15 protein-coding genes are annotated in these 18,733 nt (G+C 45.6%); all 15 read left to right on the top strand.

The window, feature by feature from the left end; all coding sequences use genetic code 11:
• Positions 1-76: 76 nt before the first annotated feature.
• Positions 77-2,440 carry an FtsK/SpoIIIE family DNA translocase gene (locus AD710_RS16130; RefSeq protein WP_049628489.1) on the top strand — a complete coding sequence of 788 codons (2,364 nt, stop codon included), beginning with the start codon at positions 77-79 and terminating at the stop codon, positions 2,438-2,440.
• Positions 2,441-2,564: 124 nt separating this feature from the next.
• On the top strand, positions 2,565-3,290 hold the full coding sequence (locus tag AD710_RS16135; protein ID WP_016936073.1) for a GntR family transcriptional regulator: 726 nt from the start codon (positions 2,565-2,567) through the stop codon (positions 3,288-3,290).
• A 111-nt stretch (positions 3,291-3,401) separates the two neighbouring features.
• On the top strand, positions 3,402-4,634 hold the full coding sequence (locus AD710_RS16140; protein WP_049628490.1) for a bacillibactin exporter BcbE: 1,233 nt from the start codon (positions 3,402-3,404) through the stop codon (positions 4,632-4,634).
• Positions 4,635-4,737: 103 nt separating this feature from the next.
• The gene (locus AD710_RS16145) at positions 4,738-5,193 is read left to right on the top strand and encodes a MarR family winged helix-turn-helix transcriptional regulator (RefSeq protein ID WP_016936071.1); all 456 of its coding nucleotides are present in this window, start codon (positions 4,738-4,740) and stop codon (positions 5,191-5,193) included.
• Positions 5,193-8,312, top strand: a complete 3,120-nt coding sequence (locus tag AD710_RS16150) for an MMPL family transporter (protein ID WP_049628491.1) — start codon at positions 5,193-5,195, stop codon at positions 8,310-8,312. Before AD710_RS16145 ends, AD710_RS16150 begins: the two co-directional genes overlap by 1 nt.
• Positions 8,313-8,463: 151 nt before the next feature.
• Positions 8,464-9,744, top strand: a complete 1,281-nt coding sequence (yfmF, locus tag AD710_RS16155) for an EF-P 5-aminopentanol modification-associated protein YfmF (protein ID WP_047474934.1) — start codon at positions 8,464-8,466, stop codon at positions 9,742-9,744.
• Positions 9,741-11,027 carry an EF-P 5-aminopentanol modification-associated protein YfmH gene (yfmH, locus tag AD710_RS16160; RefSeq protein WP_049628492.1) on the top strand — a complete coding sequence of 429 codons (1,287 nt, stop codon included), beginning with the start codon at positions 9,741-9,743 and terminating at the stop codon, positions 11,025-11,027. Before yfmF ends, yfmH begins: the two co-directional genes overlap by 4 nt.
• 58 nt (positions 11,028-11,085) lie before the next feature.
• Entirely contained in the window at positions 11,086-11,814 is a 729-nt protein-coding gene (ymfI, locus tag AD710_RS16165; RefSeq protein WP_049628832.1) for an elongation factor P 5-aminopentanone reductase, read from the top strand.
• A 75-nt stretch (positions 11,815-11,889) separates the two neighbouring features.
• The gene (locus AD710_RS16170; protein ID WP_003154150.1) at positions 11,890-12,147 is read left to right on the top strand and encodes a DUF3243 domain-containing protein; all 258 of its coding nucleotides are present in this window, start codon (positions 11,890-11,892) and stop codon (positions 12,145-12,147) included.
• A gap of 129 nt (positions 12,148-12,276) precedes the next feature.
• Positions 12,277-13,068, top strand: coding sequence for a DUF3388 domain-containing protein (locus AD710_RS16175; protein WP_007409819.1), 792 nt, complete (start codon positions 12,277-12,279; stop codon positions 13,066-13,068).
• Positions 13,069-13,086: 18 nt separating this feature from the next.
• A complete protein-coding gene (locus tag AD710_RS16180) occupies positions 13,087-13,974 on the top strand; it encodes a helix-turn-helix domain-containing protein (RefSeq protein ID WP_049628493.1) in 888 nt (295 codons plus the stop codon).
• A 74-nt stretch (positions 13,975-14,048) separates the two neighbouring features.
• The gene (gene pgsA / locus AD710_RS16185) at positions 14,049-14,630 is read left to right on the top strand and encodes a CDP-diacylglycerol--glycerol-3-phosphate 3-phosphatidyltransferase (RefSeq protein ID WP_016936065.1); all 582 of its coding nucleotides are present in this window, start codon (positions 14,049-14,051) and stop codon (positions 14,628-14,630) included.
• A gap of 17 nt (positions 14,631-14,647) precedes the next feature.
• Complete coding sequence (locus AD710_RS16190) at positions 14,648-15,898, top strand: competence/damage-inducible protein A (protein WP_049628494.1); 1,251 nt, start codon at positions 14,648-14,650, stop codon at positions 15,896-15,898.
• Between the two features lie 171 nt (positions 15,899-16,069).
• A complete protein-coding gene (gene recA / locus AD710_RS16195) occupies positions 16,070-17,113 on the top strand; it encodes a recombinase RecA (RefSeq protein ID WP_016936063.1) in 1,044 nt (347 codons plus the stop codon).
• A 165-nt stretch (positions 17,114-17,278) separates the two neighbouring features.
• The gene (locus AD710_RS16200; protein ID WP_016936062.1) at positions 17,279-18,460 is read left to right on the top strand and encodes a serine hydrolase domain-containing protein; all 1,182 of its coding nucleotides are present in this window, start codon (positions 17,279-17,281) and stop codon (positions 18,458-18,460) included.
• Positions 18,461-18,733 lie beyond the last annotated feature (273 nt).

The raw sequence follows: 18,733 nt of genomic DNA on the forward strand, positions 1-18,733 counted from the left end.
AAAACGCAGCCGGTAAAAGGCTGCTTTTCTTCATGATGTATGATTTTACATTTTTTAACGCAGTAAGGTGATGAGTGTGGCAAAGAAAAAACGGAAATCTAAAAAGAAACAAGAGAGTAAGCTCAATCTAAAATACGAACTAAGCGGACTGCTCTGCGTTGCAATCTCGATTATTGCTGTTTTGCAGCTCGGCGTTGTGGGACAGACATTTGTGTACTTGTTCCGTTTTTTTGCCGGAGAGTGGTTTATTTTATGCTTAATTGCGCTCTTCCTTCTGGGAATTTCGCTGTTTTGGAAAAAGAAGAGTCCAAGTCTTTTAACGAGAAGGAAAGCCGGATTGTACTGTATTATCGCCAGTATTTTGCTGCTGTCTCACGTACAGCTCTTTAAAAATCTGTCTCATCACGGGTCGATTCGGTCCGCAAGTGTCATCGGCAACACGTGGGAGCTGTTTATGATGGATATGAAACAGCAGGCCGCCTCGCCTGATTTGGGCGGCGGTATGATCGGCGCGGTACTGTTTGCAGCTTCCCACTTTTTATTTGCATCAACGGGTTCACAGATCATGGCGATCGTGCTGATCTTAATGGGGCTGATTCTTGTAACGGGGCGTTCACTGCAGGAAACGCTCAAAAAATGGACGAGCCCCGTCGGCCGGTTTATCCGCGGTCAATGGCAGGCGTTTCTTGAGGATATGAAAACGGTCAGAACGAATATGTCTTCGCCGAAAACAAAAACCAAATCGGGCAAAAAACAAAAACGGGTTCAAAAGAAAAAAGAAGTGCCTGAGCCAGAAGAAGAGGATGAGGAAATCATTTCGCCGATCATCCATTCAGAGCCGATTATTTCAAGCTTCTCAGACCGTCAGGAGAAGCGTGACGAACCGATGATTTCTGAAGAGACGCAGGAGACGGCTCAAATGGTAAAAGAAGAGCCCTCCGGCGGCGCTCAAGACAGTGACGAACCGGCGGCTGCGGCTCCGCCCATGACGTTTACAGAGCTTGAAAATAAGGATTACCAAATGCCTTCATTGGACATTCTGGCTGACCCGAAACATACAGGCCAGCAGACAGATAAGAAGAACATTTACGAGAATGCAAGAAAACTCGAACGGACTTTTCAAAGCTTCGGCGTAAAGGCGAAAGTGACGCAGGTTCATCTCGGTCCGGCGGTCACAAAATATGAGGTCTATCCGGACGTTGGGGTCAAAGTCAGTAAAATCGTGAATCTGAGTGATGACCTCGCACTCGCGCTTGCCGCGAAGGATATCCGGATAGAAGCGCCGATTCCGGGGAAATCAGCAATCGGCATCGAGGTGCCGAACGCTGAAGTTGCGATGGTTTCGTTAAAAGAAGTGCTTGAATCCAAGCTCAACGACAAGCCGGATGCGAAACTTCTGATCGGGTTGGGGCGAAACATTTCCGGGGAGGCTGTGCTTGCCGAACTGAACAAAATGCCCCATCTGCTCGTCGCTGGGGCCACGGGAAGCGGGAAAAGCGTCTGTGTCAACGGTATTATTACAAGCATCCTGATGCGAGCCAAACCGCATGAAGTGAAAATGATGATGATTGACCCGAAAATGGTTGAGCTGAATGTGTATAACGGCATTCCTCATCTGCTTGCGCCGGTCGTGACAGATCCGAAAAAGGCCTCACAGGCTTTAAAAAAGGTCGTCAATGAGATGGAGCGCCGCTATGAACTGTTCTCCCATACGGGCACGAGAAATATAGAAGGCTATAACGACCATATCAAGCGGTCAAATGCCGAAGAAGAAGTAAAGCAGCCTGAACTGCCGTACATCGTCGTTATCGTTGACGAGCTTGCCGATCTGATGATGGTCGCTTCTTCCGACGTGGAAGATTCGATTACGAGACTTTCACAGATGGCTCGGGCGGCAGGCATTCATTTGATTATCGCGACACAGCGGCCTTCAGTCGATGTCATTACCGGAGTGATTAAAGCCAACATTCCGTCGAGAATTGCCTTCAGCGTCTCATCTCAGACCGATTCACGGACGATTTTAGATATGGGCGGCGCTGAAAAACTTCTCGGCCGCGGAGATATGCTGTTTCTGCCTGTAGGCGCGAATAAGCCTGTGCGGGTCCAGGGAGCATTTTTATCGGATGAAGAGGTTGAGCATGTCGTAGATCATGTCATCACACAGCAAAAAGCGCAGTACCAAGAAGAAATGATCCCGGAAGAAACCGCGGAAACACACAGTGAAGTGACGGATGATCTGTATGACGAAGCGGTCGATTTGATTATCGGCATGCAGACGGCATCTGTCTCCATGCTTCAAAGACGGTTCAGAATCGGATACACGAGGGCCGCGCGTCTGATCGACGCAATGGAGGAACGGGGCGTCGTCGGGCCGTATGAAGGAAGCAAACCGAGGGAAGTACTATTATCAAAAGAACAATATGATGAGCTCTCTTCTTAAAAAGGAGAGAGCTTTCGCTTAAAATGATACCGCCAAAATCATTCCTATTTATTTTTTTATCAAAACATGATATAGTTGTCCCAATTGTTCAATAATTTATGAAAGTGGTTTACGGAGGGGAAACATGTCTACAAAAGCTGACAATCGTCACTTGTATTTAAAAGTGATTGAGCGAATCAAAGAGGATATACAAAACGGAATTTACACCGAAAAGGAAAAGCTTCCTTCTGAATTTGAGCTTTCAAAATCGATGGGTGTCAGCCGGGCAACTCTGCGTGAAGCTTTACGTATCCTTGAAGAGGAGCATGTGATTATCAGAAGGCACGGTGTGGGCACTTTCGTCCATACAAAACCGCTGTTTCTTTCAGGTATTGAACAGCTCAACAGTGTGACGAAAATGATTCAGCAAGCGAACATGGTGCCAGGTACGATTTTTTTGTCGTCTCAGGTTATTACACCGTCTGATGAAGATATCGCAAGATTCCGGCTTGAGCCTGAGCAGGAGCTTTTTTATTTGGAGCGCGTGAGAACGGCAAGCGGCACTCCGGTCGTTTACTGTCTGGATACGATTCCGATGGACATTCTGCCGAATTCTTTCTGTCATGAACAGGAATCCATTTTTGATCTCTTGGAAAAAAACTCCGAATCTGTGATCAGCTATGCCGTTGCTGATATTGAACCGATCGGATACCACGATACGATTTCACCGGTTTTGGAGTGCGAACCGGAGACGGCGCTTTTATTGCTGAAACAAACCCACTATAATCAGCATGATGAGCCTGTGCTGTATTCATTAAATTATTTCCGGGCTGATAAGTTCAGCTTTCATGTTGTCAGAAAACGTTTTTAAAACAGACGCGTCATGTGTCTGTTTTTTTATTTGCGCCGTTCGTACATACTTTGTTTGCTGCAAGGCACAATAAAACAGGAAACAACCAAGTATAGTGAATGGGTGAATAAGTTGAGTAAGAAGAAAAATGGAACGAAAAATATCATTGCTTTGGCTTCTGTACCGCTCGTCATGACACTCGGGAATTCGATGCTGATTCCTGTCCTTCCGATGATTGAAAAGAAGCTGTCCATATCGTCTTTTCAAGTATCGTTAATTATAACGGTATATTCGATTGTGGCGATTATTTGTATTCCGATTGCCGGATATCTGTCCGATAAATTCGGAAGAAAAAAGGTCCTTCTGCCTTGTCTTCTCATAGCCGGTGCGGGCGGCGCGATTGCCGCGATAGCTTCGACCGCGTTCAAGCATCCATATCCCATTATCTTGGCGGGACGGGTGCTTCAGGGAATCGGTTCGGCAGGGGCGGCTCCTGTTGTGATGCCGTTTATCGGTGATTTGTTCAAGGGGGATGATGAGCGGATTACCGCGGGGCTCGGCGACATTGAAACGTCAAACACAGCCGGGAAAGTACTAAGTCCGATTCTCGGGTCGCTCTTGGCTGCTTGGTTCTGGTTTATGCCGTTTTGGTTCATTCCGTTTTTTTCGCTCATCAGTTTTTTTCTCGTTTTGTTTATGGTGGATAAGCCGGAAAAAAAGCAAAAAGAAGTGCCTTCTATTTCCGAATTCGTGAAAAATGTGGGTCACATATTTAAGCGTGACGGCCGCTGGCTCTTTACGGTATTTATCATCGGCTGCGTGATTATGTTTTTGCTGTTCGGGGTTCTGTTTTATTTATCAGACTCGCTGGAGAAGAAGTACGGAATTGACGGTGTGGCGAAAGGAGCGCTTTTGGCAATCCCGCTTTTATTTTTATCCGTCAGTTCGTATATAGCAGGCAGAAAAATCGGGAAAGACCAAGGCAAAATGAAGTTTTGCATCGTTTTCGGAATGAGTACCGTGACACTGTCATTTATCGGCCTGTGGTGGAATCACAGTTTTTATTTATTATTTATCTTCTTGTGTGTCAGCGGTATCGGTATCGGAATGGCATTGCCGGCTTTAGACGCTGTCATCACAGAAGGCGTAGACAACGAGGAATCGGGAACCATCACCTCATTTTATAACAGCATGCGGTTTATCGGAGTAGCGGCGGGACCGCCGATATTTGCCGCACTGATGTCAAATGCGGGCTGGCTGATTTTCATTTTATCTGCTTTTTGCGGCATTGTATCAGTATTTTTAGCGCTGTTAAATATCTCTTCACAAGCAAAAGAAAAAAAGGAATCATTAAAGACGGTGTAATCTGCACTGTCTTTTTTTATTTGATTCTGAATATTGACATGATACCGTCAGCTCGTTATTCTTTAATAGTTAAACATATTAACTATTAAAGGAGGGGGAAAAGGTGCATGAAGAAAAAATAAAACAGCTCATTCAGCGTTATTCCGATGTATACCTGCACGTCTTAAAAAAAATTGACAGCATTATCGCCGAAAAAGTGAACAAAGAGCTGACATTGGATCAATATTACATACTCCGCTATATTATGCTCAATCCCGATTGCAAATCAATTGAACTGGCAGCAGTATGCCACGTCAACAAAAGCGCCATTACATCCATGACGAACCGCCTGTATGAAAAAGGATACATCAAAAGAGAACGGAGCCAAAGCGACCGCCGGAGCATTCTGTTAAACGTCACGGAAAAGGGGACGGAAGTATTTCACCGAGTGGAGCGGCGGATTGAGGATCTCGTTCGTTCATACATTATGCATTTTGATGAAGACGAGGCGGAAATGTTCGTTAATATATACGAAAAATTATATCGACTGATGATGACAGAGGAGGATCGGCAGACATAATGAAAAAGATTATCCAAGCCCGCTGGATTATCGCCGCGGCATGGATCGCCGCAACGGTGATGTTTATGCTTACAGCGCCTGATATGGCTGAATTGACACGGGAGAAAGGGCAGATTTCCGTACCGGACGGATATTCCTCTTCTTACGCCCATAAACTGCTTGATGAAATGTCTGATTCAGACGCACCGTCTTCTTCAGCCGTCATCGTATTTCACGAGAAAGGCTTAATGACAGACAAAAAAGCTCGTTTGCAGGAGGCTGTGAACACCTTATCTGAACATAAAAAAGCGCTTCATATTAAAACGGTGACCTCATATTTCGGGGAAAAAAATGAAGACGTCAAAAAACAGCTTCTGTCAAAAGACAGACAAACGATGCTCGTTCAGCTGCAGCTTGATACATCGAAAAATGACATCCTCAAAATAAAAAACAAAATTGATAAAGAACTGAAACCGTACGGTGTATCATACGGCATCACAGGCCAGTCGCTGATTGACGAAGATGTGTTGAAAAGCTCGCAGGACGGCTTAAAAAAGACTGAATATATAACGGTTGCCTTTATCCTGATCGTGCTGATTCTTGTATTCCGATCAGTGGTTGCTCCGTTTGTGCCGCTATTATCTGTATTAATTTCTTATTTAGTCAGCCAGTCCATTGTCGCATTTTTAGTCGATCAGCTGGATTTTCCGCTCTCAACCTTTACGCAGATTTTTATGGTTGCGATTATGTTCGGCATCGGCACAGACTATTGCATCCTGCTTCTCAGCCGCTTTAAAGAAGAACTGTCTCACGGCGCTGATATAAAAGAAGCGATCGTTGTGACCTATAAAACGGCCGGAAAGACGGTTTTATACAGCGGCGGAGCGGTATTGATCGGATTTGCCTGCATCGGATTTGCGACATTTAAACTGTATCAGTCGGCAGCTGCCGTTGCGGTCGGCGTCGCGGTGCTGCTGCTTGCACTCATGACGATCGTGCCGTTTTTTATGGCTGTTTTAGGAAAAAGACTGTTTTGGCCTGTTAAGGGCGATATTTCCCATCCGCAAAGCAAAGCATGGGAAACGGCAGGGCGGTTTTCATTTAAAAGGCCGCTCATCAGTCTTGCAATCGTGGCGGTATTCACCGTCCCGCCTATCCTTCTTTACAAAGGCGCTCTATCTTACAACAGCCTTGACGAAATCGGGGATAAATATGAATCCGTTCGCGCGTTTAATACGATTTCAGACGCATTCGGCCCCGGAGAACTTCTTCCGGCGACAGTTGTCATCAAAAATGACGACAAATTAAATACCGAAAAACACCTGATTGATATCGAAAAAATCAGCAGAGAACTTGAAAAGACAGAAGGTGTGAAAACGGTCAGAAGCGCCACGCGCCCTGCGGGAAACGGATTGAATCAATTATTTGTCACAAATCAGGCAAAACAGCTTCAAGAAGGGCTTGATAAAGGCAATACAGGACTTGAAAAAATAACGGACGGTTTAGGGCATGCCGCAAAGTCGTTAGCTGATTCACAGCCGCAGATTGAAGAGTCGGGAAAAAGCGTCAATCAGCTTATTGACGGAACACTGTCTCTGAAATCCGGGCTTTCTGATATAGGAGAAAACCTGAATAAACTGCAGGCGGGCGTCAATAAGAATAAAGCCGGTGTCGCTCAAATGAGAAAGCAGATTGAAGAACAGAAACAAATGCTCTCTATGCAGCTCAGCCAAAATAGCGGTCTCGCTTCAGAAACGCAAAACGCTTTAAAGCTGGTCAAAACCGTTCTGCCGATGAAAAATGAAGCGAGCAGGCAGCTTGCTGATTTGAACAAACAGCTTAACCGGCTGCCGTTTGCAAAACTGGAAGCATCGATACCGGCAGTGAAAGCTGATCCGTCCTATCAAGTGATCAAATCTGCTTTTACAGATGTACAGTCAGCCGTTTCCAAAGCAAATAGAGACGCCGAAGCGTTTTCTAAAGAGGTTGACAGTCAAAAGGATCATCTGCAGCAAGCGGAAAAACAATTTTCCCGACTGTCAGCCGCCCAGAAAAAGATTGACACCCAAATTAACGCAATGATTAACGGCCTGATCCAAATTGAAAACGGCCTTCAGCAAGTGTCAGACGGCCAGGGGGCTCTCGCCGGACAAATGCCGCGCCTTGAATCGGCGGCAGGGCAGCTCGCGGAGGGTCAGAAAAAAATGCAGAGCGGTCTCGGTGATTTTTCTTCCCAGCTCAGCGATCTTTCTTCCGGCCTTAACGATAGTGTAAAAGGGCTTAAGAAAGTGTCAAGCGGCATGATGGGGGCGAATGATTATCTGGGTGAACTTCATAAGGCGTCAGACAAAGAAATGGCCGGCTGGTTTGTGCCGAAAGACGCCTTGGAAAATAGCGATTTCACAAGCGTGTTTAATACGTACATGTCAGATGACAGAAAAACGACAGAATTAACCGTTGTTCTTGATAACAACCCTTATTCAAATACGGCTATTCAAGATATTGAAGCGATCAAAGCGAGCGTTAAAAGGATCATTCCGAACACGGATCTGAAAAATGCCTCTTTCGGCGTCTCCGGGGTTTCCAGCATGAATGCCGATTTAAAAGAAGTATCGGATTCAGATTTCAAACGGACGGCAATGTTTATGCTGGCGGGCATTTTTCTGATTCTCATCGTGATGCTGCGCTCCCTCATTATGCCGGTTTATTTAGTGGCTTCGCTCGTCCTGACGTATTTCGCATCCATCGGGGTGACGGAATACATCTTTACACACTTCTTCGGGTATCCGGGCGTAAACTGGGCCGTGCCGTTTTTCGGCTTTGTCATTCTGATGGCTCTTGGTGTGGATTATTCCATCTTTTTAATGGACCGCTTTAATGAGCTGAAAAAAGAAGGGACGGAAGCCGCGATGATCAGCAGTATGAAAAATATGGGCTCGGTCATCATTTCGGCGGCCATTATTTTAGCGGGAACTTTTGCGGCCATGCTGCCGTCAGGCGTTCTCTCCCTTTTGGAGATTGCAACCGTGGTATTAACCGGCCTCCTCATGTATGCAATTGTTGTCCTTCCATTTTTTGTACCGGTCATGGTGAAAATATTCGGAAGAGCCAACTGGTGGCCTTTCAATTTGAAAAAATAACGTACAATGCCTCTGCCTGTTTTCTGGCAGAGGTTTTTTGTTTCCTTATAAATCCTCCAGTTGATATAATTACATCTGCGCACTCTTTTTTGCGAATGCTGAATTTTGGTCATAATACATACTATTAAAGAATGAACGAAGGAGGTTTCACATGACTTACGTAAATGAAATGAAGTCAAAGCACGGCGGAATCACCGCCCACATCGTAAAGACTGAGAAATTTAAAACCGTTTCACTGACGTTTAAAATGCTGGCTCCTTTAACAAAAGAGCTCGTAACAAAAAGGGCGCTGTTTCCTCATGTGCTTCTCCGCGGTACAGAAAGCCGGCCGAAAACCGCTGATTTGCGTTCTTATTTCGATGAGCTGTACGGGACATCCGTTTCCGCTGATCTGACAAAAAAGGGAGAACGTCATGTTATTACGTTCCGGCTTGAGATTCCCAATGAAAAATATCTGAAGGACCGCACACCATTATTGGAAAAAGGGCTTCAGCTTTTATCAGAGCTTGTCTTTTCGCCTGCTTTGGAAAACGGCGCCTTCCTGCCCCTTTATGTCACGCAGGAAAAACGGACGCTGAAACAGCGGATTCAAGCCGTATATGACGATAAAATGAGATATTCTAATCTCCGTCTCGTTCAGGAAATGTGCAAAAGCGAACCGTATGCCCTTCACGTCAACGGCGAGATCGATGATGTCGAACACATTACGCCGCAAGATCTGTATGAAGCCTATCAAAAAGCCATACGCGAAGATCAGCTGGACCTGTATGTCATCGGTGATGTTGACACAGATCAAGTGAAAACGGCTGTTGATACGTATTTTAAAACGGACGAACGGGCGCAGCAGCCTTTAGAAAGAAGCACGGCGAATGAACAGCCTGACCCGAAGGAAGTCATTGATGAAGAGGACGTCAAACAAGGCAAACTGAATATCGGATTCCGGACCAATACGACATACACAGACCCGGACTATCCGGCATTGCAAGTGTTTAACGGGCTGTTCGGAGGTTTTTCTCATTCAAAGCTGTTTATAAATGTCCGTGAAAAAGCGAGTCTCGCCTATTATGCAGCCTCAAGGGTGGAAAGCTTCAAAGGGCTCCTGATGGTCATGTCAGGCATTGAAGTGAAAAATTATAAGCAGGCCGTCACCATTATTGAAGAACAATTTCAGGCTATGCAAAACGGTGATTTTTCAGAGGACGATATCGCCCAAACGAAAGCCGTTATTAAAAACCAAGTGTTAGAAACGATTGATACGGCATACGGCTTAGCGGAATTTCTGTATCAGCAGGCTTCAGCCCAAGTGGAGATACCGATCGAAACTTTCCTTGACAATATCGAGAAAGTGACGAAAGAGGACATTATCAATGTCGGAAAGAACATCAAGCTGGATACGACTTATTTCTTAAAAGGGACGGGGGGAGCATCTTGACTAAACCGATAAACTACGAACAGCTGCAAGAAACGCTGTATCATGAAAAAATGGCAAACGGCCTTGATGTCTATGTGCTGCCGAAACAGGGCTTTAATAAAACATACGCCGTGTTTACGACAAAGTACGGTTCCATTGACAATCAGTTCGTTCCTTTAAATAAGGAAGAAATGGTTCACGTCCCTGACGGAATCGCGCATTTTCTTGAGCATAAACTGTTTGAAAAAGCGGACGGCGACGTGTTTCAGGATTTCAGTAAGCAGGGGGCATCGGCAAATGCCTTTACTTCATTTACACGAACCGCTTATCTGTTCTCCAGCACTTCAAATGTAGAGAAAAACCTGGAAACACTCGTGGATTTTGTTCAAGATCCGTATTTCACGGAAAAATCAGTGGTAAAAGAAAAAGGTATCATCGGCCAAGAAATTAACATGTATGATGATAATCCGGATTGGCGGCTGTTTTTCGGTCTTATCGAAAATATGTATAAAGACCACCCCGTGAAAATTGACATTGCCGGAACGGTAGAAAGCATCTCACATATTACGAAAGATCTGCTGTATGAGTGTTATGAAACATTTTATCACCCGAGCAATATGCTGCTCTTTATCGTCGGTCCCGTTGATCCTGAAGCGATCATCAGCCAGGTGCGGAAAAACCAGGAGAAAAAGCCGTTTACAGATCAGCCTGAAATCAAACGTGAAGAAGTTCAGGAGCAGGAAGCGGTTTTCCGCCGGGAGCAGGAATTAAAAATGAACGTCCAAGGCTCAAAATGTCTTGTCGGCTTAAAGGCGAAAAACCCTTATAAAACGGGGCGGGAGCTGTTGAAGCACGAGCTCAGCATGAACCTCATGCTTGAATGTCTCTTCGGAAAAAGTTCACCGCATTACGGCGACTTGTACGACAAAGGCTACATTGATGAAACCTTCAGCTTTGATTATACGGCTGAATACGGATTCGGTTTTGCCTCTGTCGGAGGAGATACACCGGAGCCGGATAAGCTTGCTGACGAATTAAAACAGATGCTGCTTGATGCGGGATCAGCCGTGACTGCGGAAAAACTTGACCTGGCGAGAAAAAAGAAAATCGGGTCATTTTTAAAAGCGCTCAATTCGCCTGAATATATCGCCAACCAATTCACGCGCTACGCCTTTTTAGATATGAGTCTGTTTGATGTTGTAACCGTACTGGAGCAGATCACCCTGGAAGACGTAGAGCGGGTCATTAAAGAAGAAGTGTCAGAAGACAGGCTGACAGTCTGCAAAGTCGTGCCAAAATCATAAAAAAACATCCCTCACGCCCTGAGGGATGTTTTTCTGGGGAAAGAAGGAATGTTGATTGATGAAACAGACAGCGCTCGTCACCGGAGCAAGCGGCGGAATCGGACAAAGTATAAGTGAAGTCCTCGCAAAAAACGGATATGACGTGCTTTTGCATTATCATTCTAATAAAGAAGCCGCACACAGGCTTGCGGAAAGATTGAGCGCATCATTCGGTGTAAAAGCTTCCGTTATTCAGGCGGATCTGTCCTCACCGAAAGGCGCGGAGACACTCAGCCGCTCCGTTAAACAGCCTGTGGATGCTCTGATATTAAACAGCGGCAAAAGTCATTTCGGCCTGATTACGGACGTGACGGATGACACGGCCCGGGAGATGGTGCAGCTGCATGTGACGAGCCCGTTTTTGTTGGCGCGTAATCTGGTGCCCGGCATGATCCGGAAAAAAAGCGGTGGCATCGTCGCGATCGGTTCCGTATGGGGAGAAACAGGCGCATCGTGCGAAGTGTTATACAGCATGGTCAAAGGAGCGCAGCATTCGTTCGTCAAAGCGCTTGCCAAAGAGCTCGCTCCGAGCGGCGTCCGCGTGAACGCAGTCTCACCGGGCGCCGTTGATACGAATATGCTTGATCAGTTTACGTCTGATGAAAAAGAAGCATTGGCAGAGGAAATACCCGCGGGCCGGCTGGCAAATCCCGAGGAAATCGCCGAAGCGGCAGCGTTTTTATTATCGGAGAAGGCTTCCTATATTACCGGACATATATTATCGGTAAACGGCGGCTGGCACTGCTGAAAAAAATGTGTGTATAGTTTGCATCTGCACGGACAAAATAATTTTGTAACAACAGATGAAATGGAGGAAGCCAACATGTCAGTACTAGAAAACTGGGATAATTGGAAGAATTTCCTTGGTGACAGATTGAACTATGCACAGGAAAAAGGGATGAGTGATGAAACGATCACTGACCTCGCTACAGAAATCGGCGGTTACCTTGCGAACGAAGTCGACTCGAAAAACCATCAGGAAAAAGTGCTTGCTGATCTTTGGAGCGTTGCTTCTGAAGATGAACAGCGCGCCATTGCAAATATGATGGTGAAGCTTGTTGAAAATAACAGCACTCATTAAGAGGGGAGGATTTTCTCCTCTCTTTTTTTATGTTTTCCTCTATAGAGCAACATTCTTCTTTCTAATTAGAGAAAAATGTTTTATGATAAAGGAAGGTAAAAATTTGCCACAATGGAGGGGGTATATCATTTGGCAAAGCTCGAATGGTATTTTGAATATGAAATTCAAGTGAACCGCCCCGGCCTGCTCGGGGATATTTCATCTCTTCTCGGGATGCTGTCAATTAATATTGTCACAATTAACGGTGTCGACCTTTCCAGAAGGGGAATGCTGCTCAGATGCCGGCATATAGATCAAATTAAACGATTGGAATCAATTTTAAAAACAATGGAGACCATTAAAGTAACGAAGCTGAGAGAACCGAGGCTTCGCGACCGTCTCGCAGTCCGTCACGGAAGATACATTCAGCGTGATGCCGATGATAAAAAAACCTTCCGCTTTGAAAGGGACGAGCTTGGCCTTTTGGTTGACTTTATGGCTGAGCTGTTTAAAAAAGAAGGGCACAAACTGATCGGAATCCGGGGAATGCCGCGGGTCGGAAAAACGGAGTCCATCGTTGCCTCAAGCGTCTGCGCCAGCAAAAGATGGCTTTTCGTATCTTCAACGCTGTTAAAACAAACGATCCGCAGCCAGCTGGTTGCCGATGAATACAGCACGGAAAACGTGTTTATCCTTGATGGCATCGTTTCGACAAGACGGGGCTCTGAGCGCCATCTTCAGCTCGTCAGTGAAATTATGAGGCTCCCGGCGACAAAGGTCGTGGAGCACCCGGATATTTTTGTTCAAAATTCGGAGTATACGCTCGATGATTTCGATTATATTATCGAACTCAGAAATGATCCTGACGAAGTCATTACATATGAACATGCAGAAGAACCGCAAATATTTGATCAGACCGGTTTTTCAAGCTTTGATTTTTAATATTGGAAGGTGTTTGTTGTGACAGAATTAGCAATCCGGCTTAAAGAAGCCAGAGAGGAAAAAGGGATGTCATTGGATGAACTCCAGGCGGCGACGAAAATTCAGAAAAGATACTTAACCGCTCTGGAAGAAGGCTCCTATGACGTCATTCCCGGCAATTTTTATGTGCGGGCGTTTATCAAGCAATACGCAGAAGCTGTCGGGCTTGATTCAGACCAATTATTTGAAGAATATAAAAAAGACATCCCGAACACGTATCATGACGATGTGTCGGAGAAAATCTCCGGTCTCGCCATGCAAAGGGAGCTGCCTAAGTCCTCAAAGGCGGCGGAATGGCTTCCGACCGTTCTTATTGTCATCGGTGTGATTATCGTCATTGCGATCGTGTATGCGATTATTCAGTTTGGAATAAGCAAGTCCGGGCAGACTGACAGCAATAAGGCCGTCACCCAAAGTGAGAGCAAGTATGAGATTCCTAAGGATTCTGCGCTGAAAAACGACGGTAATACAAATGACGGAGCGCACACTGACAGCAAAAAAGACAAAAAAGCGCCAGAGCAGAAAAAGAAAGAAAAGAGCAGTGAAAAGACAGAGATCAAAGCGGCCGGAACAGAAGGCTCCGCTTCTTCATACAATGTTTCCGGAGCTTATAAGTACAAGCTTGAACTGATTGCTTCCGACAACGCTTGGATCCGCGTCCGTGATGACAGCGGCGGTTCCTTAAAAGAAGGGACGCTGCAAAAAGGCGAAACCTACAAAAAAGACATCACAGATCAAAAGCAGATTGAAATACGCACGGGCTATGCCCCTAATCTGAAAATTAAAATCAACGGAGAGGTTCTGTCTTATGAACTCAATCCGCATGATGTGATGGCGCAGACCATAACAATCAAGATGAAAAAATAAAAGGGGAAAAAGTCATCTGAACGATTAAGATGACTTTTTCTTCACGTCCGAGTACATATTATTGGAGGGGCTTTATGTTTAACTTACCGAATAAAATCACACTGGCAAGAATCGCTTTAATTCCTGTATTTATGATTATCATGCTTGTTCCTTTTCAGTGGGGCAGCCTTCATATAGGGGATGAATCGATTCCGGTCGCACATCTTACGGGAGCTGTTTTATTCATTATCGCATCAACGACTGACTGGGTGGATGGCTACTACGCCAGAAAGCTGAACCTCGTGACAAACTTCGGGAAATTTTTAGATCCGCTGGCTGACAAGCTGCTTGTGTCTGCGGCATTAATTACGCTTGTGCAGTTTGACCTGGCGCCGGCGTGGATGGTCATCGTCATCATCAGCCGCGAATTTGCCGTAACAGGACTAAGACTTGTGCTGGCGGGAACGGGGGAAGTCGTAGCCGCCAATATGCTGGGGAAAATTAAAACATGGGCTCAGATCATCGCTGTTGCAGCGCTTTTACTTCATAATCTCCCGTTTGAGCTCGTTTCTTTCCCGTTCGGCGATATCGCTTTATGGGTGGCCGTGCTCTTCACAGTCATTTCCGGCTGGGATTATTTTGCGAAGAACTGGGATGCGTTAAAAACATCTAACTAAGAAAGAAGGACTTGAACATGGAATTAGCAAAAAAAGCGGAAATCATTGCAGTCGGCTCAGAGCTTCTGCTCGGCCAGATCGCCAATACGAACGCTCAGTTTATCAGTAAAGAGCTGGCGGAAATCGGCGTAAACGTGTTTTACCACACCGCTGTCGGTGACAATCCGGAGCGGCTTAAGCAAGTTATCCGCATTGCCGAAGAGCGCTCGGACCTGATTATTTTTTCAGGCGGCCTCGGACCGACCAAGGACGATTTAACAAAAGAAACCATTGCAAACACGTTGGGACGCCCGCTCGTTTTGAATGACGAAGCGTTCCGGTCGATTGAAGAGTATTTCGCGAAAACAAAACGGACCATGTCGCCGAATAACCGCAAACAGGCGCTCGTTATTGAGGGCTCGGACGTTTTGGCGAATCATTTCGGCATGGCGCCGGGAATGCTTGCAGAGCACGGATCAAGGCTTTATATGCTGCTTCCCGGACCGCCGAGCGAGCTGCGTCCGATGTTTGAAAATGAAGCGAAGCCGCTGCTTCTTAAAAAGCTCGGTTCAAATGAGAAAATCGTTTCAACCGTGCTGCGGTTTTTCGGAATCGGTGAATCTCAGCTTGAAGCTGATTTAGAAGATATCATTGACGCGCAGACGAATCCGACGATTGCGCCGCTTGCTGCTGACGGCGAGGTCACGCTGCGTTTAACGGCGAAACATGCCGATGAAAAAGAAACAGAACGGCTTTTAAAAGAAACGGAAGCCGCCATTTTAGAACGTGTCGGTGAATTTTTCTACGGATATGATGATACGTCCCTGGTGAAGGAGCTTTCAAAAGCATGCAGACAGAACGGAATCATGATTTCCTCTGCCGAAAGCTTTACAGGCGGACTGTTTTCAGAGTGGGTGACTGATTTAAGCGGCGCGTCTCAACTTTTTGCAGGGGGCGTGGTCTGTTATTCCGACAGCGTGAAACAGCATGTGCTCGGTGTGAAAGCCGAGACGCTCGCAGATAGTGGAGCAGTCAGCAAAGAGTGCGCGCGCGAGCTTGCCGCCGGTGTCAGAAAGCTGACCGGAAGCGATATCGGTATCAGCTTTACAGGAGTTGCGGGTCCGGATCCGCAGGAAGGGCATGCCCCGGGCCGCGTCTTTATCGGCATTTCCGCGGAAGGAAAAGAAGAGGTGCATGAATTTAACTTTGCCGGATCAAGAACCGGCATCAGAAAGCGTGCCGCTAAATACGGCTGCCATCTCATTTTAAAAATGCTGGATCAAAAATAAAGTTTTAAAAGGGCGTTTTCTCTGATTTTTAATTTTTACGAAGGGAATTATGTTCTTTTGAAGAAAAGCGAACGCGGAAAAAATCCGAATATGCGTTCGCTTTTTTCTTGGCAAATGTCAGTAAACAAGGTATAGTATATGTAGTGGCAAGATAAAGGAGGAAAAAAATAAATGAGTGATCGTCAGGCAGCCTTAGATATGGCTCTTAAGCAAATAGAAAAACAATTCGGCAAAGGTTCCATCATGAAGCTCGGGGAAAAAACGGATACAAGAATTTCAACGGTGCCGAGCGGCTCCCTTGCACTTGATACCGCTCTCGGAATAGGCGGATATCCGCGCGGACGGATTATTGAAGTGTACGGACCTGAAAGCTCAGGTAAAACGACCGTAGCGCTTCACGCAATCGCTGAGGTTCAGGAAAAAGGCGGACAGGCAGCATTTATTGATGCTGAGCATGCCCTTGATCCTGTTTATGCGCAAAAGCTCGGTGTCAATATCGAAGAGCTGCTTCTGTCTCAGCCGGATACGGGAGAGCAGGCGCTGGAGATTGCTGAAGCGCTGGTGCGAAGCGGAGCTGTTGATATCGTAGTCATTGACTCTGTTGCGGCGCTTGTTCCAAAAGCTGAAATTGAAGGTGACATGGGTGACTCACACGTCGGTTTACAGGCGCGTCTCATGTCTCAGGCGCTCCGTAAGCTTTCCGGGGCCATCAATAAATCTAAAACAATCGCAATCTTTATTAACCAGATTCGTGAAAAAGTCGGCGTTATGTTCGGAAATCCGGAGACGACACCGGGCGGACGCGCGCTGAAATTCTATTCTTCCGTGCGTCTTGAAGTGCGCCGTGCTGAGCAATTAAAGCAGGGCAACGACGTGATGGGGAATAAAACGAGAATTAAAGTCGTAAAAAACAAAGTCGCTCCTCCGTTCCGTACGGCTGAAGTGGACATCATGTACGGTGAAGGAATCTCCAAAGAAGGGGAAATCATCGACCTTGGAACTGAACTTGATATCGTGCAAAAAAGCGGCTCGTGGTATTCTTATGAAGAAGAACGCCTCGGACAGGGCCGTGAAAATGCCAAGCAGTTCTTAAAAGAAAATAAAGACATCATGCTGATGATTCAAGAACAAATCCGTGAACATTACGGTTTGGACAATAACGGTGTTACGGAAAAATCGGAAGAAACTCAGGAAGAGCTTGAATTTGAAGAATAAAAGCACGATCAAAAGGGCGGAATAAGCAATTTCCGCTCTTTTTTTGTGTGTTTAAAAAACACTGGCTGTTTCGGAAAATTTTATCTGAAATGTTACAACTTTTTTCACCCTTCACTCGTCTAACATCATGGCGAAAGTTGAAATTATATCTGAGGAGGAAAAAAGATGACGAGCCCCCGCCGCACAAGAATTAACAAAAAAAGAAAGAAGAAATTGATGAAAACGGGAGGGCTGTTTCTTTTTCTGCTGCTTGTCACTGTTTTTATTATGATCTGGACCGTCACAGCGCATCACCGGGAGAAGGATTCTGTTAAAAGTGCTCCCGCCGCTCAATCTGATTCTTCAAATGACCAGACTCAACAAAAAAAAGAAAAGACGCAAAAAGAGAAAACACCTAAATCAATCGATCACAATAAACGGATCAGCAATTACTTGCAACAGATCGGGTTCAGCGGCACAGCAATGGTCGTAAAAGATGGAAAAGTTGTGCTGAAAAAAGGTTTTGGCTATGCGGACCGAAAACAAAAAATCAAAAACAATCCGGAAACATCATATTATATCGGTTCTTCACAAAAGGCGTTAATCGCGACGGCTGTCCTGCAGCTTGAAGAAAAAGGGCTGCTCCAGACGAGTGACCCCGTCAGTACATACTTGCCGAATTTTCCTAACGGCACGCGCATCAAACTGAAAAATCTGCTCAATCATACGTCCGGCATAAACGGACATATTGAGGGTCAGGGACCGATTTCTCCCATTGATTTAATTAAGGATATAGAATACCGCGGAATTAAACGGCAGCCTGGGGTTTGGGATTATAGAGATTCCAATTATTCAGTGCTCGCCTATATCGTATCTCAGGTCAGCGGGGAGTCATACGAACAGTATATAAAAGACCACGTATTCAAACCGGCCGGAATGAAGCATGCCGGATTTTACAAAACATTTGCTGAAGCCAAATATCCTGCCGTCGGCTACAAAGTTGATGAGAGCGGACAGCTTGTAACGCCTCACATTTTGGACTTATCACAGCTGTATGGGGCGGGCGACATGTATATGAGTGCTGAAGATCTTTATAAATTTGATAAAGCGGTCGTCAACGGTACGCTTCTTTCAAAACAAAGCTTTACAAAAATGTTCACAGCCGGAAGCAGTGCCGCTTACGGCATGGGATTTTACATTGATCCGGGAAGCTATTCCAACCACGGTGTAATGCCCGGTTACAACATTTTGAACAGCTTCAGCCATTCGGCAGGCAAATATGTCATTTTACTGTCAAATATTCAGAATAACGCCAAATTAGGGCAGGTAAACAATAGAATTTACCAATTGCTTAACCAGCCGGACTAAACGAGCCTTCATTTGCGAAAAGCAGATGAAGGTGTGGTATGATATATACATGGCGAAGATTCTGAGCCGAAGGCGAATCGTTAAGCTGGCAAGCTTGACAAGTATTTCCGACACAATTACAATGAAGTTGTAACATTTGTTTTTTTAACATGATTGTTAAACCATTTAAACTTGACAAGGGCATGAGAGATTCATTCCCTGTGAAGGTTCTGTATGTTGAGAAAATCTGACAATGTACATGCCGGCACTTATTTAAGCAACAACCAAGTTCAT

It is taken from the genome of Bacillus sp. JFL15 (genome assembly GCF_001184225.1).
GTDB lineage: Bacteria > Bacillota > Bacilli > Bacillales > Bacillaceae > Bacillus > Bacillus siamensis.

What these genes read in the sequence shown, in the direction of transcription:
- AD710_RS16190 (WP_049628494.1), top strand. Translation starts at nt 14,648, where the DNA reads ATGGAATTAGCAAAAAAAGCGGAAATCATTGCAGTCGGCTCAGAGCTT.
- yfmF (WP_047474934.1), top strand. Translation starts at nt 8,464, where the DNA reads ATGACTTACGTAAATGAAATGAAGTCAAAGCACGGCGGAATCACCGCC.
- recA (WP_016936063.1), top strand. Translation starts at nt 16,070, where the DNA reads ATGAGTGATCGTCAGGCAGCCTTAGATATGGCTCTTAAGCAAATAGAA.
- AD710_RS16150 (WP_049628491.1), top strand. Translation starts at nt 5,193, where the DNA reads ATGAAAAAGATTATCCAAGCCCGCTGGATTATCGCCGCGGCATGGATC.
- ymfI (WP_049628832.1), top strand. Translation starts at nt 11,086, where the DNA reads ATGAAACAGACAGCGCTCGTCACCGGAGCAAGCGGCGGAATCGGACAA.
- AD710_RS16170 (WP_003154150.1), top strand. Translation starts at nt 11,890, where the DNA reads ATGTCAGTACTAGAAAACTGGGATAATTGGAAGAATTTCCTTGGTGAC.
- AD710_RS16135 (WP_016936073.1), top strand. Translation starts at nt 2,565, where the DNA reads ATGTCTACAAAAGCTGACAATCGTCACTTGTATTTAAAAGTGATTGAG.
- pgsA (WP_016936065.1), top strand. Translation starts at nt 14,049, where the DNA reads ATGTTTAACTTACCGAATAAAATCACACTGGCAAGAATCGCTTTAATT.
- AD710_RS16200 (WP_016936062.1), top strand. Translation starts at nt 17,279, where the DNA reads ATGACGAGCCCCCGCCGCACAAGAATTAACAAAAAAAGAAAGAAGAAA.